General features: G+C 61.1%; 15 protein-coding genes and 1 tRNA gene. 7 read left to right on the plus strand and 9 right to left on the minus strand.

Annotation, left to right across the window (positions count from 1 at the left end):
* Positions 1–310: 310 nt before the first annotated feature.
* Positions 311–682 (plus strand): hypothetical protein, encoded by a 372-nt coding sequence (locus A3E1_RS44740; protein ID WP_020521673.1) that lies wholly within the window; start codon positions 311–313, stop codon positions 680–682.
* Positions 683–1,330: 648 nt separating this feature from the next.
* Positions 1,331–2,035: a Shedu anti-phage system protein SduA domain-containing protein gene (locus tag A3E1_RS0115365; RefSeq protein WP_020521675.1), complete on the plus strand. Its 705-nt coding sequence runs from the start codon at positions 1,331–1,333 to the stop codon at positions 2,033–2,035.
* Positions 2,036–2,146: 111 nt separating this feature from the next.
* Here the strand turns inward: A3E1_RS0115365 and A3E1_RS44745 are convergent, their stop codons facing one another.
* From A3E1_RS44745 to A3E1_RS0115385, 4 genes are all read right to left on the minus strand, one after another.
* Positions 2,147–2,923, minus strand: a complete 777-nt coding sequence (locus tag A3E1_RS44745) for a DUF6650 family protein (protein ID WP_020521676.1) — start codon at positions 2,921–2,923, stop codon at positions 2,147–2,149.
* Positions 2,924–2,991: 68 nt separating this feature from the next.
* On the minus strand, positions 2,992–3,417 hold the full coding sequence (locus A3E1_RS44750) for a tyrosine-type recombinase/integrase (RefSeq protein ID WP_051105035.1): 426 nt from the start codon (positions 3,415–3,417) through the stop codon (positions 2,992–2,994).
* On the minus strand, positions 3,417–3,827 hold the full coding sequence (locus A3E1_RS0115380) for a site-specific integrase (protein WP_026208470.1): 411 nt from the start codon (positions 3,825–3,827) through the stop codon (positions 3,417–3,419). Before A3E1_RS0115380 ends, A3E1_RS44750 begins: the two co-directional genes overlap by 1 nt.
* Positions 3,828–4,015: 188 nt before the next feature.
* Complete coding sequence (locus tag A3E1_RS0115385) at positions 4,016–5,110, minus strand: DUF6602 domain-containing protein (RefSeq protein ID WP_157631535.1); 1,095 nt, start codon at positions 5,108–5,110, stop codon at positions 4,016–4,018.
* Positions 5,111–5,395: 285 nt separating this feature from the next.
* Between A3E1_RS0115385 and A3E1_RS0115390 the strand changes: the two genes are divergently transcribed.
* Entirely contained in the window at positions 5,396–8,065 is a 2,670-nt protein-coding gene (locus A3E1_RS0115390) for a PHP domain-containing protein (protein WP_245571200.1), read from the plus strand.
* 135 nt (positions 8,066–8,200) lie between these two features.
* Here A3E1_RS0115390 and A3E1_RS0115395 read toward each other — a convergent pair whose 3' ends face one another.
* Both A3E1_RS0115395 and A3E1_RS0115405 read right to left on the minus strand, forming a co-directional pair.
* Positions 8,201–9,274, minus strand: coding sequence for a tyrosine-type recombinase/integrase (locus A3E1_RS0115395; protein ID WP_020521679.1), 1,074 nt, complete (start codon positions 9,272–9,274; stop codon positions 8,201–8,203).
* Positions 9,275–9,569: 295 nt separating this feature from the next.
* A tRNA-Pro gene (locus A3E1_RS0115405) sits at positions 9,570–9,643 on the minus strand.
* Positions 9,644–9,851: 208 nt separating this feature from the next.
* Here A3E1_RS0115405 and A3E1_RS48410 point away from each other — a divergent pair.
* The 4 genes from A3E1_RS48410 to A3E1_RS0115425 all read left to right on the plus strand — a co-directional run bounded on the left by A3E1_RS48410 (position 9,852) and on the right by A3E1_RS0115425 (position 13,075).
* Positions 9,852–11,180 carry a GH12 family glycosyl hydrolase domain-containing protein gene (locus A3E1_RS48410; RefSeq protein ID WP_040390910.1) on the plus strand — a complete coding sequence of 443 codons (1,329 nt, stop codon included), beginning with the start codon at positions 9,852–9,854 and terminating at the stop codon, positions 11,178–11,180.
* Positions 11,181–11,238: 58 nt separating this feature from the next.
* A complete protein-coding gene (locus A3E1_RS0115415; protein WP_020521681.1) occupies positions 11,239–11,745 on the plus strand; it encodes a GNAT family N-acetyltransferase in 507 nt (168 codons plus the stop codon).
* Positions 11,746–11,807: 62 nt separating this feature from the next.
* Positions 11,808–12,563, plus strand: a complete 756-nt coding sequence (locus tag A3E1_RS0115420; RefSeq protein ID WP_020521682.1) for a hypothetical protein — start codon at positions 11,808–11,810, stop codon at positions 12,561–12,563.
* An 11-nt stretch (positions 12,564–12,574) separates the two neighbouring features.
* On the plus strand, positions 12,575–13,075 hold the full coding sequence (locus A3E1_RS0115425) for an isochorismatase family protein (protein ID WP_020521683.1): 501 nt from the start codon (positions 12,575–12,577) through the stop codon (positions 13,073–13,075).
* Here A3E1_RS0115425 and A3E1_RS40440 read toward each other — a convergent pair.
* Genes A3E1_RS40440 through A3E1_RS0115440 form a run of 3 tightly spaced genes read right to left on the minus strand, consistent with a single transcriptional unit; the run spans position 13,064 to position 16,442 of the window.
* Entirely contained in the window at positions 13,064–14,269 is a 1,206-nt protein-coding gene (locus A3E1_RS40440) for an LCP family protein (RefSeq protein WP_020521684.1), read from the minus strand. The two genes, A3E1_RS0115425 and A3E1_RS40440, sit on opposite strands and share 12 nt — an antisense overlap.
* A gap of 34 nt (positions 14,270–14,303) precedes the next feature.
* The gene (locus A3E1_RS0115435) at positions 14,304–15,233 is read right to left on the minus strand and encodes a S1C family serine protease (protein ID WP_020521685.1); all 930 of its coding nucleotides are present in this window, start codon (positions 15,231–15,233) and stop codon (positions 14,304–14,306) included.
* Positions 15,234–15,272: 39 nt separating this feature from the next.
* Positions 15,273–16,442, minus strand: coding sequence for a threonine synthase (locus tag A3E1_RS0115440; protein ID WP_020521686.1), 1,170 nt, complete (start codon positions 16,440–16,442; stop codon positions 15,273–15,275).
* Between the last annotated feature and the right edge of the window lie 3 nt (positions 16,443–16,445).

The raw sequence follows: 16,445 nt of genomic DNA on the forward strand, positions 1-16,445 counted from the left end.
AGTCAACACCATTCCCGTAGCTGGACAGGCCTTGCTGCTGACCACTACTAGCGGTGGTACTGCCATACATCTCGTGCGTCCAGTTGAGAACGACACCCGGGGCCGACCGGCTGTCCACGACTTCCACCTTGAGCCTGAATTCACTGAACGCGTGCCAACCGCGTCGCGGTATGACACGGCGGCATTGTCGGAGCCGCGGTGGTCGGAGGTGACGCTCTGTGGACGAACCTGGTCTGTCATGGTCGGCGGTGAAGCTGGGCCGGTAACGAAGTATTGCGACCCCGCCTTTGCTCCTTCCTGCAGTCGTTGTATGGCGATCATTGACAAACTCTTCCCTGCGCCTGAAGTGGACGCGCGTTTACCGCTGGTCGCTCAGCTTGTGGCCCAACTGCTGGTTGAGCACGGCCTTGCGCAGATCTACCACGTTCCAGGCGATCAAGTTTCCGCCTTGCGCAAGGAGATTCGACGGCGTGTACGGGACCTTTCCGGTCATCCGATCAAGACAAATTATGTCGGTGGCGTGATCCATGCCGAGTGCGAACCCGTCTACGAGATACACGCGATGACATACCAGCGTGCGGCCGTCGAAGCCCTGCCATCGTTCCTTACCGGGAGCGATGAGTCAGCGCTGCCGTCATTGCCGGATTGGAATGTCTACTGGGGCAACTGGGCAGTCTCATAGCAGGTTCGTGACGGCATACTCCGGCCCGAGCCGCAATCATCAAAACGACAGTCGCGGATGGCTCTGTACCGCGTTTATATTGACATGACCCATCATCTACAGGTGGCCCCAGATCAGGTTGCTGACGGCATCGACACAGAGACAATTGATGCACTGCAATCAATTTCGGTGCGCCTCGGGACCGCCGATCAGCGCGTACGTGAGGCGTATGCAGCTGGATATGTTGACGGACTGTCCGATGTACACGCCTGGAACACCGACGGATCTCAGGGCCGAAAGCGGACCATCTGGCGGTGTTTTTGCGGATTCAGCGTCGAGCAACTACCGGGATCAGCCCTGCCTCGCGCGCTTTGGGATCATCCGTCTCGCTATCAAGAGGATCGGCGTCCCCGCCTAACAGTTGTTCAATGAGGACATACTCCTGCAACAGTCTGAATCATGAACGATCGGCTTTCGCGGGCCAGCTTTGCCATCGTCGTTAAACAAAGTTCTCTGTGTCCAACATGGATCACCGGGAACTTCGACACATAACGACTGGCGGGCTCCAAGGTTACGCAGGTGTATGAAGTCCGGTGGTGGCTAAGCAGCATGAGGTGAGGAATCAAATCGGCTCTGGCGCTATGAGTTGGTGGTTGAGATTCTTCTACGGTGAATCAGCTCGAAACGTATCTGGCCCATGCCCGGATCACCCTTGATCAAGCCGGTTTCCTCCGCTGCTGCACCGGCAGAACCGGCGCGCACGATGCGACACCTGACGATGTAGCTGCGTACAACCTCGCCCTGGAGTCTGCCGACGACGAGAAGCCTCTGCAACGGTATTTCACTGATCACCCCTGGATGCTGGCCGGAGAACTAGGGGCGGGCTGCCGATGGGTGATCCCGGAGACTCGCCTTGGAGCGGAGTTCCGCGCCGATTTTCTGATCGCGAGACTCGACAGCCGTGGAGTTAGATGGACGCTCGTCGAACTAGAGAGCCCAAGAGCGCGGCTATTCACCAAGGACCGCAGGCCCAGAAAAGAACTGGCCAAAGGCCTCAACCAGATATTGGAGTGGCGGGCTTGGCTCAATGACAACCGCAGCTATGCACGGCGTGGAGGACGCACGGGATTAGGCCTATATGACATCGATGGCGAAGCTTGCTCTGGATTAGTCCTCATTGGACGCGGAAACGATCGCACAGAGACCGATCGCGAACTGCTCCAGCGTCATGAATTCCGCAACAATGTACAAATCCACTCCTACGACTGGATCGTGCGAGAAGCTCAGCAGCGGATGACCTTCCGCAAGGAACACCCGTCGAAGATCTGCGGGACCTGCACCCTGGGCGGCCAGCTCCCGGAAACTTCGAAATAGACACGACATGCAGTACAACGATTTTGCAAAACAGCTAGCGGCACAGCGTCCGTCAGCCTTCGCCCAAAGGAACCCAGCGGTCCAGGTCGCTGGCGCCGAGATCGCCACCAGCTACACAACATTACGCAGCAGCACCTGGCCATCCTCGGCCGAAAGTTCGGGCGGCACGATCTCTGCGAGCTGGGGCTCAACCTCCAGATCGAAACGTTCGGCGAGCCGGGCTAGGTGCACTCCGACGCTCGCCCTCAAAGCACCTAAGGCAAGCGAGAATGGGTCCGTGTGTTCCCATTCTTTCCGGTTAAAGGTGCCGTCAGCGTCGGCAGCATCAACGAACGTGCGGCAAGCTGCCCGTATTGCAACCAAGGCATTCCTGAGTTCCTTGCCGACATCAGGTTCGCACAGCTGCTTGGTCAAGAATTCGCGGATCCGATTTGCAGACTCCACGCAGTGAGGTTGGCTCTCCGCGTAGATGGCTCTAAATAGGACGCGCCGGTCGGCGAGGTATGTGATCACGTTTTGCGCGATTTTCCGGTCGTTTGAAAGATGGCTCTCGCGCACCGCGATCATCTTCTCGTGATCATGTTTCATCTTGCGCAGGGCGTCGACTGAAAAATGGACGCCTGCTGCCTTGTCGATCAGGGCATGGTGGGTCGGGCAGAGCAGAATCATATTTTCGTAGGCGTTTCGGAGCAGAGGCGGCATCCCAGGATCGCACCTAGGCCCACTGTCTGCCTCCGAAACAATGTGCGCCTCTTCTCCCAGCACAATCTCGTTTACGCCCGCAACGCCGTGACTGCCAACTAGCACCTGGGTGCAGCCAAGAAATGCACACTGATTCCCCGACAAGGCCCAAAGCCTCTTACGGTCAGCATCCCTGAGGTTCGCCATGCGAACGGGCTACGGCGTCTACAACGGCGTTCGGTGCAACAACTCCCGGCCCAACCAGAACACCATGTTCAGCCTGGACGCAGGCGACCCGGGGTAACGGCCAGGTTCGGCCCGCCCGCCAGCTTGTGAGATGCGATCGTTCGCACCAGGGCTGCCGCGAAGACCGACCCACCTGAGTCTTCCCAACGGTTCTGCAAGGCTTTGGAGATGTCGTGCTCCATCTGTGGTGTGCTATGCCCGTAGATTCCTTCTACGCCTTTGAGCCTGTGCCCCAGCCTTGCATACTGGGCGACCAGCGGCATGTCGTCCTCTAGCAGCCAGGTCTTGTGTGAGCCGCGGAGGTCGTGAAAGTGCAGGCCACGGATCGCCTGATTACCCAGCTGTGCAACCGTTTCCGCCATGGCCCGGCGCCATACTTTGTCGAGCGCGTTGTGGCGCACCACTCCCCTGCGGGATCCTATGAACACGAAGTCATGGTCGTGGGCTTGCAGCATCAACCGCAAGAGTGCGGTGAGAAACGGGGGAAGGCCGACGGTCCGGTTCCAGCGGCGGTCTTTGGCGGGCCTAGGACAGCGTGCCCGCCAAGGTCTTTGAGCGCACCGATCTCAGGATCGACGTAAACCCAGCGGCATTCCTCGTCCACATTGCACCGCTGCAGCGCCGCTAGCTCGCCGAAACGCATCCCCGTGTACGCCGCAGCAGTCACCGTGACCTGATAGCCCCAATGCCGGATGTGCGACGCGAGCTGCAGCACCTGATCCGGCGTCGCCCACGGCCGATTCTTAGGCGCCGCATGCCATTTGAGTCGCAGGCACGGGTTCCGTGAGATCCGGCCGTCGTCGATCGCGTTGTTGAATATCCGTGACAGCACCTTCATCACGTCCTCGGCCGACTTCGGCGCCATCTTCTCCCGTTACCGCATTTGTTACCACGAGCGGTCAAGTAGCCGCGATGTTGTTACGTGGCAACGCATCCATCCATCTCGTCAGCTCGACCCACTGGTCACGGCCCGCGGCAACCAGCCTGGGGCCAGCGCGGCGTCGCACCCGCCGAGGGCCTCGCTCGGCTCAAGTCGAAGTACTCCACGTTCGACTAAGCAGCTCCGGGAACTGGATGACGAAGCGTGCTCGCACCTTTCCGGTGGTACTCACTCTCAGTGCAGACATGTTTGCCAACGCAGTCATCATTTAGGTCGTTCAGGAGGGCAGCATCAGGCACAAGAGTGCAGCCAGCAGTTGCAGGTATCGAAACTCCTGAAACCTGTCCGTAATGGACTGTTACGTTTTCAGGTCCGAGAACAGACGCAAACAGATGATTCATTAGGCCTGTTACTAGCTCATAGAACGGCGATGCGCTTGGGTCGGTCGCACGGTAGACCGGGATCAGCTCCGCGTACCGGTCATCGCTCATGAACGTCGCTGGGCCGAAATCTTTTGGCCGCAGGGGATCTGCGCAAAAGACCTCGCGATTTGCCCCCCACGAGAGCATGCCCTTTCCTAGAATGCAGAGAGCATGAACTACATCTTTTCGCGGTAACAATTGATTTATTCGGATGAAACGCTCAATAAGTTTTTCGCGGTCGTGATCGCCATTCAGGTCGGCCGCAACTACTGCCGTGAACAGCGGATTAGAGATGAAATGAGTGCACGCATTCCTCGTGTCATTTTCTACAACGCGGTCGAAAGCGACGCTCGGCCTAAACAACCGGCTACAGACGACCAGCTTCTCCATCGCCTCGTCCAAGGACTTCCGTGTCAGCGTTTGCTTTACTTCGAGAACGCCGTAGGCCCCCTCTACGGGGAGATAGGTCCTTCTTGACTCCTTCGTTGGAGCCGCTTTGATCGCCGGAAACCAATCTTGGTTGAAGATCACGACATCGCAGTCACCAGCTGAATACCCTTTAACGTCGCTGAGTGATCCAGCACGCACCGAGTATCTGGATGGAAGCAGCTCGCTGAGGGAATGCCGAATAATTTCCTCCACCGCCCATCCTGAGTCGAAATTGTTCGCGTTGAACCTTCTCTCGAAGTCAATACGACCCAGGATCTCGCGCTCGACCTGCTGGCATCGCATGAAAAAAGCTTCATGAAGGCTCTCGGACGGATGTAGCTTCGGTTGCCACGCCTTCACATCTGGATAATCCCGCCGTGGTTGTTGAGCACGACGACGAACTTTGCTAACAGGCATAGACGGCAAGGTATACCCAACGTCTGACGTTTCGAACGATCACTGCTCCTCCCAAGCCGGTACGCGCGAGCGATGGGACAGCCTGCCTGGGATCCAGCACCCAGTCGAGTTAGCCCGCATGCAGCGACTCGTCGCCGAAACGGTGGATTCACAGCCTCATTTGTCCAATCTGGATCATCTAGTTAGTCAGCGTTCTCGCCGCATCTGAGTGTCGTGCCTTTCCCTTCGCTACTCATCGCTACAGTGTCGTCCCGGACGCTCGGCCGAGACGGTGGAGCGAAGGGCTTGACGAAAGCGTTGGTACATATCGTGAGCAGCAGCGCGGCAACATCGGTGGGCGCAAAGCACGGGCCCGCGCAGTTCTGGGCCGTGGACCTCCACGTGCACACGCCAGCCTCGCGAGACGTCGACACCCGCACTTACGGTGCTGACAATGCCCGCGAGATCGTCGACGCGGCGATAGCGGCGGGATTGCACGCCATCGCCGTGACTGATCACAACACAGCCGGTTGGTGTGATGCCGTAGCTGAGGCTGCGAAGGATACGCCGCTGATCGTGTTACCAGGTGTGGAGCTGAGCACGGCTGAAGGACATTTGCTGGCGATCTGGGAAGAGGGGACACCCGCCCACTTCGTTGAGGATGTTCTTGTAGAACTCAAGATTCTCCGTGCCGATCACGGTGACCTTCATAAGGCACTCAGTACTGGATTTGCCGCGACAGCAAAGATCGTCGCCGACAGGGGTGGTCTGGCAATCGCGGCGCACGCAGACCGGGAAAAGGGCCTGCTGCGGATCCCAGTGGCCGACCATGTCAAGCAGACGTTGCTTGATTCAGCAATCGCTGCAGTCGAGATTGTAGAGATCGCTGAGGCCGCGGGAATCAACACAAGGCTTGGCGGTAAACGTGATCTCGCGGTCGTCCGCAGCTCCGACACCACCGCGCCGGGCGCAAGCGTCCACGTTCTTCACGGCATCGGAAATCGCCGGACTTGGGTCAAAGCATCGAGGCCAGATTTGTGCGGCCTCCGGCACGCACTAGCTGACCCAGCTCTACGAATTAGTCTGGTGCATCCGGAAGATCCGGCACATACGGTGATCGAATCCGTAAGGGTGAGTGGCGGCTTCCTCGACGGCCAGCAGTTCGAATTCTCAAGCGACCTCAACTGTCTGCTCGGGGGGACAGGAGCGGGAAAATCGCTCCTCATTGAACTCATTCGGTTCGCGCTCGATCAGCAGACCGACTGCAACGACTTCCCCCAGGTACGCAAGGAGGTCGATTCCCGGCTTAAGTACGCCCTCACCTCTGGCTCCACAGTAGAGGTCGTGATAACCCGCGGCCACGCACGGTGCCTGGTCCGCCGCGCGTACTTCGAAGACGGGTCAACAAAGCCAGAGTTCCTCGGCGACACCGAGCATATGACTGGGCTCTCTGGCCGGATCGCAATCACAGGATTCTCGCAAAGCGAGGTGATCGAATACGCACGAACGCCGGTAGGCCGTATGGCGCTAATCGACGCCGCGCTGGACTTGACCGACTTCGACATCCGCCACCTAGAAACAGTTACACGGCTTAACGAAAATGGGCATCTTATCGCCTCACTCCACACGCAGATCGCGCAAACGCAGAGGAACTTGCAGGCCCAGCCAGAAGTCGAGAAGCGACTTGAGGAGCTGTCAGGTCTCTTCGACGCCGAGATCGTTAAGATGCAAGCGAATTGGAGTAAAGAGAAGACACTTTTCGAGCCACTAGTTGGAATCCCGGAACTTGCAGTCCCCGCCCGTAACGACGATGAAAAGTTCTCCGCAGCCGCTGCCGTTGCCCAGAACCAAAGCCTCTACAGTCGGGTGCAGCTGGCATACGCTCAACTGCGCGAAGCGATCGACGCCGCCAATACCCAGCTATCCGACGCACTGCTGACATTCAACAAGGAACTCAGTTCGATACGGCAGGAGTGGTTCGAGCGGTATCGTCAATTTGACAGCCAGCTCGCCAGAGCTGTCAGCCAATTCGACGGCGATCAAAAGGGTCTTCCAGCGCTTCGGACCCGCTTGGTAGAGCTACAGACGGAGAAGGCCAAACTCGACGCTCAGAAGACTAGGCTCCAAGAGCAGCTGTTGCCGAACCTAGCTAAAGCCAAGGCATATCGCGAGGATTTGATCGCGGAGTTGATTGAGGTCCGCAAGACACGTCGCCGACTTCGCGAAGACCGGATCAAATCCCTCAACAAACTGATGGGCGGCATTGTCAGGATCAAGATGCTCCCCGAAAACGACGACACGGAGTATCAAGCTGAACTCGCCGCCATCGCCAAAGGCGCCCGGCTCCGGGCCCCTGTGCTCCAGCAAATCTGCGAACGGTCCACTCCCGTCAAACTGGTCCGTTCATTTCTCAATGAAGACATCGATGGGGTGTGCGCCGCCACCAACGCCGAACGCAAACATATCGAGACTCTTTTCGACCGCGTCAACGAGAAAGGCGCCATCGAAGAGTTGCTCCAGATGCAGACCCTCGACCTTTCCGATGGACTCTCGGTGGAGTTCCGCAAGCACAGCAACGATGAATACGTGCATATCGAGCGGCTTGCACACGGCCAAAAATGCACTGCGATTCTGATCATCGCCCTCGCCGACGGAAACGACCCTCTTATCATCGACCAGCCCGAAGACGCTCTCCACGCGCCCTGGATCGAGGAATACCTTGTAGCCAAGCTCCGGGATCTACGAGGTGCCCGACAATACATCTTCGCCACCCGCAGCCCGGGTCTCGTCGTTTCGGCTGACGCCGAGATGATCATTACGTTGACGTCGGACGCAAACAATGGCGTCGTGGAAGCAACCGGTTCCCTCGAACGGCATGACCTTAATGCGCTAACTCTCTATCACCTCGAAGGTGGTCCCGCGCCCTTCAAAAGGCGCACTGTCAAACTTGGTGTGTCCGTGAGCCAGGTTCGATGAGAGCAAGAAAGAGTCCAATTTAGACGTGCCGTACCTGGCGGGGCCAAGCGGCATCGCTCCAACCCGGACTACAGCCCTTGTTGAACTGACCTGTGACGCCCGGCTACAGCGGCGCCCCGTGCCGCGAGACTTCACCTATTTCCAAGCGATCATCAATCTCGCTGCGTCTTGTCCTGCTCGGATCCTTCGGCCTGCGCTGACTCGGGCGTAGTACTTCATCAGCGTCGCTGGGTCGTGACCGAGGCGCTCGGCGACTTCATGGATTCCGTAGCCAAGGTCGAGGAGGCTTGAAGCAAGCCTGTGCCGCAGCTGATGCGGCCCGAGTGGCCGTACTCCGGCCCGTTTTGCGATCTTATTGAACTGGTTCGTGAGGTTGTCGGGTCGCAGTGGCATCCCGGTACGGCCGGTAAACACGTACACCGACTGAGAATCCAGTGATGCCTTGCCCAGCAGCTCGACCATTCCGTCGTCGATAGCGATGGTGCGGTGGCCGTTGCGGGACTTGGGTGGCTTCTCCACGATCCGGCGCGGGTTCTCCTCGACGACCCGCTGACGGCACACGGCCAGCATCCCGGAGTCCAGGTCAAGGTCTGCCCATTTCAGCCCGCAGACCTCACCACGGCGCAGGCCGGTGACGGCCATCAGCCGCCACAGCACGTGCCGCCTATCCCCCAATGTCACGGCAAGGAACCGCTGCACCTCCGTAAGCGTCCACACCAGACGCTCGTCATCTGACGGCCTCGGCTTGCGGGCACCGAGATCTCGGCCGGTTTCGTCACCGAACGCCTTGGTCAGCACCAGATCCAGCGTCCGCAACGTGGTGCGTGAGTAGCCGAGCTCCTCAAGCTTCTTGTACACACTCTCGGCCTTACGGCCCGTCAGCGCGGAGGCCCGCTTACCGCCGATGTACGGGTAGGTGAGTTCAAGTAGCCACCGGTAGTTGTACACGGTGTTGCTACTCAGCTCCTGGATCCGCGATTCGAGCCATCCCTCGCATAGCGTCTTCGTCGTCCCTGCCAGCCGGGCCCGATGGGTACCAGCCCTAGCCAACTGGCGCAGCCGGTTACGCTCCGCTCCGGCCTCAGCGTCTGTCGCGAACCCCACTCGCTTCGCCTGACGGCGGCTTCCATCCGATAACCGCGGAAGATCCATCCGGAACCCAAACGATCCAGACGGCTTGTCGAAGAACACACCTGCTGCCATGCCCATCACGGCCTCCCATGCCGTTCCGCTGGGAGCCCTAAACCGAGATCATGTGTCGTGGATGTGTCGTGACTATCCATATAGGACGGCGAAAGCCTAGCCACGGCCAACGATCACTAACGCTGGCCGCGAACTGCAAAAACTCACGGCGGTCGCCGTAAGGCCGCACGCAGATTGCGATCTTGAATCCGGCTCAGAGCGCTAACAGTACGAGCGTACGTGTCGAAACATGTGTCGAACCGTGATCAGAAAATAGATCAGGCCGCATGAATTATGCGGCCTGATCAGGAGTTTTCGCCTGTCGGGATGGCGGGATTTGAACCCACGGCCCCTTGACCCCCAGTCAAGTGCGCTACCAAGCTGCGCCACATCCCGTCGCCGCGACACGTCAGCACCGCGGCGGCTTCAAAAGAGTACACCACCGGATCCGGGGGCCCGTACCCGGACACACCCACTACAACGTCCTAGGTTACTGGACCACTGGAATCGCTCCCACGGCCACGCTAAGCTCAACGGCACACCCACGGGAGCCGGGTGAAAGGGCGATCAAACCAAACCGGCCGGAACCGAAATGGGTGACTCAATGAAACGGACGCTCACGGCACTTGCCGTGCTCGCGGGGCTGATAGCTATCCCCGCGACGCCAGCTCACGCGGCAACGATCTGCGAGAAGTACGGCAGCACAAGCATTCAAGGCGGTCGCTATATCGTCCAGAACAACAACTGGGGCGACGATACGACGCAGTGCATCAACACGACCGACACCGGGTTCAGCATCACCACCGCCAGTCATAACAAGCCGACTAATGGCGCCCCTGGCTCGTACCCGTCGGTCTTCTTTGGATGCCACTACGGCAACTGCAGCGCCAACAGTGGGCTGCCACTGCAGGCCAGCGCACCAAGCTTCAGCAGCTACCGCACGAGTGCCAGCTTCACGTACTCGTCAAGTGGCGTGTACAACGCCTCGTACGACATCTGGTTTGACCCGACGCCACGGACCAACGGGCAGAACACGGGCGCGGAGCTGATGATTTGGCTCAACCGGCAGGGATCGATCCAGCCGATTGGCTCCCGCACCGGCACCGCGAACATCAACGGTGCGACGTGGGAAGTCTGGTTCGGCAACATCGGCTGGAACGTCATCTCCTACCTGCGCACGTCTGCGACGACCAGTGCCGATTTCACGGTGGAGAGTTTCTATGGCGACGCGGTCAACCGTGGTCACGCGCAGCGTAACTGGTACATGACAAGTATTCAGGCGGGCTTTGAGCCGTGGGTCGGGCAAACGGGCTTGGCCGTCAACACGTTCTCGGTCAGCACCAGTGGCGGCGGCGACACGCAACCGCCGACGACGCCGCAAAACCTAACGGCGGGCTCGGTCACCTCCAGCAGCGCCGCCCTGTCCTGGTCCGCCTCCAGCGACAACATTGGAGTCAGCGGGTACGCCGTGAGCCGTAACGGCACTCAAATAGCGACCGTTGGCGCAACGTCTTACACCGCAACGGGTTTGAGCCCGTCCACCGCCTACCAGTTCCAGGTCGCGGCCCTCGACGCCGCGGGCAACAGATCAGCGCCAGCCACGGTGAATGTCACGACGGCACCCGGCGGTGGTGGAGGCGGTTGCAGTGCCACGATCACGGCGCAAAGCGAGTGGCAGCAAGGCTATGTGGCCGCGGTCAATGTCCAGAACACCAGCTCCAGCACGATTACGGGCTGGACGGTGACGTTCACGCTGCCTGCCGGTCACACCATCGTCAACAGCTGGAACGCTCAGCTGACGGTCAGTGGGCAGAACGTCACGGCACGGAACCTGTCGCACAACGGGACGCTCGGGCCCAACGCGGTCACGTCGTGGGGTTTCCAGGCGAACCGCAACGGCGGCGGCCTGCCGGCCACGGCATCCTGTTCATAAGAAAGAAGGGGGACACAGCGGTGTCCCCCTTCATGCCCGACCTGAAATGATGGGGGGCATGCTGATCAGAAACGCGGTTCACGACGACTGGCCGCACATGTGGCGCTTCATGCAGCCGATCGTCAAAGCTGGTGAGACGTTCACTTGGGATCCCGACATCAGCGAGGAAGACGCCCGTGCCAACTGGCTGCACGAGCCCGGCACCGGGCGCACGCTCGTCGCCATCGATGGGGATGGGGCGATCGTGGGCACGGCTGAGATCCACCGTAATCAGGCGGGGCCGGGGTCGCACGTGGCTAACGCCGGCTTCATGGTGGACCCGGCGCACGAGGGGCGTGGCGTCGGCCGGGCTCTCGTGAACCGCGTTCTGGAAGCGGCCCGTGTCGATGGCTACCGGGCGATGCAGTTCAATGCCGTGGTCGAGACGAATACGCACGCGGTGGCGTTGTGGCAGTCGATCGGGTTCGAGATCATGGCCACGATTCCGGAGGCGTTTCTGCATCCGCTCAAGGGGTATGTCGGTTTGCACGTGATGTACCGCCGCCTCATGGGAGTCCGCAGCTGACACCAACCCCGGTTCGCACCCTTCTGGTCCTTCTCGGCGTTACGGCGTTCGTAACCGTCGCGGTGGAGTGCGTCAATTGGTGGGTCACCGACGACGGTGGCTATCCGCTCTTCGTGCGCACGACGTGGGCTTTGCTGCGCTCGGCTGGCTTCTTGCTCCTGATCTGGCAGGTGCGCCGTGGGCGGGCCAGTGCCCAGCCGTTCGCGCTGATCCTGTCGGTGACGACGTTGTTCGCGCTGGCGAGGCTGGTCGTGCCCAGGCAAGGCACGCCGCATCCGGCTGGGCTCGCTGGTTTCATCGCGGTGCTCGCGCTGTGCACGGCGGTGCTGTTGTTGTTCTACCGTTCCCAGGCGGTGCGCGATTATCTGGTGCAGCACGCGAACCGGCTCGTCGTCACGCGCCAGGGCATCGACTGGAAACCGGTGCAGCCCAAGCGTTCTCCTGTGCCGGGCTGGCTGCTCACGGCCCGGGTCGCCGCGCTGAGTTACAGCCCGCTGATGCTGGTGGGCGCGGCTGTCGCGATTGGACAGATCTTCGACGGGCGCATTGGCGCCGTCCCGATAGTCGTGGTGTGGTTCGGCGCCGCGCTAGTAATCAGTTACGCGACGCTTATCGTGACGTTCTTCCTGGTGAAGAGAAAGCCTTGGGCCACACCGGGTCTCGTCGTCCTGACCCTCCTGGTGCTCGCGATTCACCTGCCGCTGTGCTGGCTGCTGCTGGGCACCGACGGTTTGATCCGCGACGGCGCTCCCCTGCTCGCCTGCGCCGTGCTGGCCCTGTTCGCCGTCTTCAAAGCGCCAAGCGCAGGCCGGAGCTAAGATCTTGAGACGTGACGTTTGATGACACCGCGCTAGTCCTGGTCGACCTCATGCCCCGGATCATCGGGCTGCCTCTCGCTCCGCACAGTGGCGAAACCGTGCTGCGTAACGCGATCCGGCTAGCCGACGCCTTCCGCGAACGGCAACGGCCTGTGATCGCCATCAGGGTGGACCGGCCCAACGTCGCCGAACAGCCCCCGGGCAGCGAGCTGAACGAGCAGATCGCGGAGCGCAGCGACGTAATCGTCGTGAAGCACAGCTGGGGCGCCTTCTATGGCACGGATCTGGACGCCGAGCTTCGCAAACGCGACATCAAGCGGATCGTCATCGCGGGCATAGCCACGAACATGGGCGTGGAGTCGACGGCCCGTGCCGCCGACGATCACGGCTATGACGTGACATTCGCCGAGGACGCGATGTCCGGATTGGACGGTGACGCCCACCGGTTCGCGGTGGAATACGTCTTCGCCAAGCTCGGCACCGTCACCACAACGGACGCTCTAACTGGATGACCCGATCCAGTCAGGGTGCCCGGCGAGCCAGGCCGAAATCTGCCCAGCTTTGAGGGCTTCGAGCATCTGCTTGCTCTCCTCCGACAGCGCCTCCGCTGACGTGCCAGTGATGTTGGCAGGGGTGAACTTGCCGTTGTTGGTCTTAATCATGGCCAGGTCACCTGACGCGATGTCCTTGAGCGTGAAGAACCAGTCTTCGACCTTCTGGCCGTTGGTCCACATGCTCAGCGCGCCGCCCACGGCATCGATCAGGCCGAGCGCCTTGGGCAGGTTGCCGGTCAGCCCCTGTGCCTTGGCCTCACCCACGAGCGCCTTGATGAACTGCTGCTGATGGCGCTGACGGCCATAGTCGCCGTCATCGAGCTCCATCCACTCCCGCTGGCGGGTGTAGTCGAGTGCCTCTTCAGCGGTCAGCCGTCGCGTGCCCCGCTCGAACACGCGCGGCTTGCAGCCAGACACCCGGTGAGCCACCGCGTTGGAGTCGAAGATCGCGGGCACGCAGTGCTTGCCGTTCTTGTCGAACCCGTAGTGCACAGACTCGACGCGCTCATCGATCGTCATCGTGACGCCGCCGAGCAGTTTCACCGCGGCGGTGAATCCGGTGAAGTTAACGGTCGCCGCCGCGTTGATCCTGATGCCGGTGATCTCACGGATGGTGTGCGTGAGCAGCTCAAGCCCGCCTGAGCGGCCGGGGAAACCGGGCTTCTTCGGATCTCCGTAACCGGTTTGGTAGGCGCTATTGAGCTTGCCGTTTCCGCCGTTGAAGTTGGTCTTCGGGTATGCCGGGACGCGCACCCACAGGTCGCGGGGCAGCGAGATCAAGTACCCCCGGTCATGGGTCTCCGGCACGTGCAAAATCATGATCGAGTCTGCCCGCACGGGCTCATCGGACCGCTTGTCCACTCCCTCGATCACGCCGTCGTCGACACCCACGAGCAGGATGTTCATGGCTCCCTTGAGCGCCTCACCCGCCGGGACAGCCGAGTCGCCCATGTCGGCGTCAACTTGATCAATGCTGTCAACGGTCGCGTCGAGCACGACTTTGAAAGCGATGATGCCGCCGCCACCGATCACCATCAGCAACGCACCGAAAACAATCAGCAGCCGCGTCCACAGCGGACCACGTTTGCGTCCACGTTTGGGCGTTTCTTCCGCCTTGGACGGGCGTTCTGCGAGCCGGGGGGACGAACGCATCACCCCACCCTAGCAGCCTTCTTGCCGGACAATCCTATTTGGACAGTTCGGCGGGCACCACAACGACGTCCACGAACGCTCCCCGGCGCAGGAGCGTCACGGGCATCCGGGAACCGATCGCCGGGCCGAGCATGAGCCGCAGCAGGGACTGGACGCTCTGTATTTGCTGGCCACCAGCGGTGAGAACGACATCGCCCAGATAGATCCCCGCCACGCCAGCGGGGCTGCCCGGCACGACTTCGACGACACGCAGTCCCTGCTTCTGGCCCGTGCGCTCAGCGACGTTGGGCGGCAACGGAATCGGGGCTCCCGCGACACCCATCCACGCCCGGCGCACACGGCCCATCGAGATGAGTTCGCTAATGATGTGACGGGTCGTTGAATTGATCGGCACCGCGAGCCCAAGGCCCACCCCGGCGACCGCCGTATTGACACCGATCACACGACCCTGCGAATCGGCTAGCGCACCGCCCGAGTTGCCCGGGTTTAGCGCCGCATCGGTCTGAATGACGTCGTCGATCAGCCGCACCTGCCGCCCATCGCGCGTCGGCAACGAGCGGCCCAAGGCCGAGATCACACCCGCGGTCACCGACCCAGCCAAACCCATGGGATTGCCGACCGCCACAACCAGCTGCCCCACCTTCAGCTTGTCGGCATCACCAAAACCAGCAGCTGGTACGCCCTGAGCCCGCACCCGCAGCACAGCGAGATCACTGAGCGGATCGGCACCCACGACATCGAAGCGCGTCTCCACACCATCTGAGAACGTCGCGACACCACTGTCCGCTCCGGCGACGACGTGTGCGCTCGTGAGCAGGAAGCCGTCGTCGGTGAACGTTACGGCCGAACCAGCCCCCTGGCCGCGGTTCGTGCGGACACCCAGCGCGGCCACACTGGGCAGGACCTTGGCCGCGACGTCGGTGACGATGCGACTGTAGGCATCTAGAGCATCCTCTTCACTCATGCCATCCCGAACGCGGCTTAGGCGGGAGTCATGCCCGTGTTAGCCCAGAGCTGAAATCGAGTCTGGGTACTTCAATCCCACGCCCGTATTGAGCACGACAACTTCGTCCTGGCGGCCGAGCCACCCGGACGCGCGCAGTTTGCGTGCCGCGGTTAGGCACGCCGCACCTTCCGGGCACAGGAGCAATCCCTCGTGGGCGGCAAAATCAGCCAGATCACTGAGGATTTCCGCGTCGTCGACGGCTAACGCCGTACCCCCTGATTTGGAAAGGGAATCGAGGATGAGTTCGTCGCCTAGCGGAGCTGGCACCGTGATCCCGAAGGCGACGGTTTTGGCGTTTTCCCAGGGCTCGGCACGGTGTTCACCGTGCGAAAAGGCCCGCACGATAGGCGCGCAGCCACTCGACTGCACCGCGACGAGCCGGGGCATCTTGTCCCCGATCCAGCCCAGGGCACGCATTTCTTCGAAGGCTTTGCGGATGCCGATGAGCCCGACTCCCCCGCCCGTCGGGTAGATGATGACGTCGGGCACGCGCCAGCCGAGCTGTTCGGCGATCTCGTAACCCATGGTCTTCTTGCCTTCGAGGCGATAAGGCTCTTTCAGCGTGGACGCGTCGAAGATCCCGCCGCCCTTGAGGATTCCGGCGATGAGTTTGCCCGCGTCGTTGATGAGCCCGTCGACAAGGTGCAGTTCGGCTTTGGCCGCCCTGATTTCCAGCCGCGAGATCTCGGGTGCCGCCAGGGGCATCGCGATCGTGGCTTTGAGGCCGGCGCGCGCGGCGTATGTCGCCCACGCCGCACCCGCGTTGCCGTTCGTCGGCATTGCGATGTGCTGCACGCCAAGCTCTTTGGCCCGCGAGACCCCGACGGCAGCGCCCCTGGCCTTGAACGATCCCGTGGGCGTTAACCCTTCGTCCTTGACGAGCAGATTATCGAGTCCAATGTGGACGCCAAAACGTTCGGCTGGCCACATCGGCGTCCAGCCCTCGCCAAGCGTCGTGACGAACTCGCCATCGCTGACAGGCAACAGCTCGCGATAACGCCACAGATCCGCCGAGCGGCCCGCGATGTCTTGCGGCGTAACCGCTTTGCCGGCCGCCACCAAGTCATAGCGAGCCAGCAGCGGCGAACCGCACTCGCACAAGTTCTGCAGGACCGTGGCGTCATAGGTTTTGCGGCAGCGGGGGCAGTCCAAGTGCGACAGATACATCGA

This window comes from Catelliglobosispora koreensis DSM 44566 (assembly GCF_000379685.1).
In the GTDB taxonomy this organism is placed as follows: Bacteria; Actinomycetota; Actinomycetes; order Mycobacteriales; family Micromonosporaceae; genus Catelliglobosispora; species Catelliglobosispora koreensis.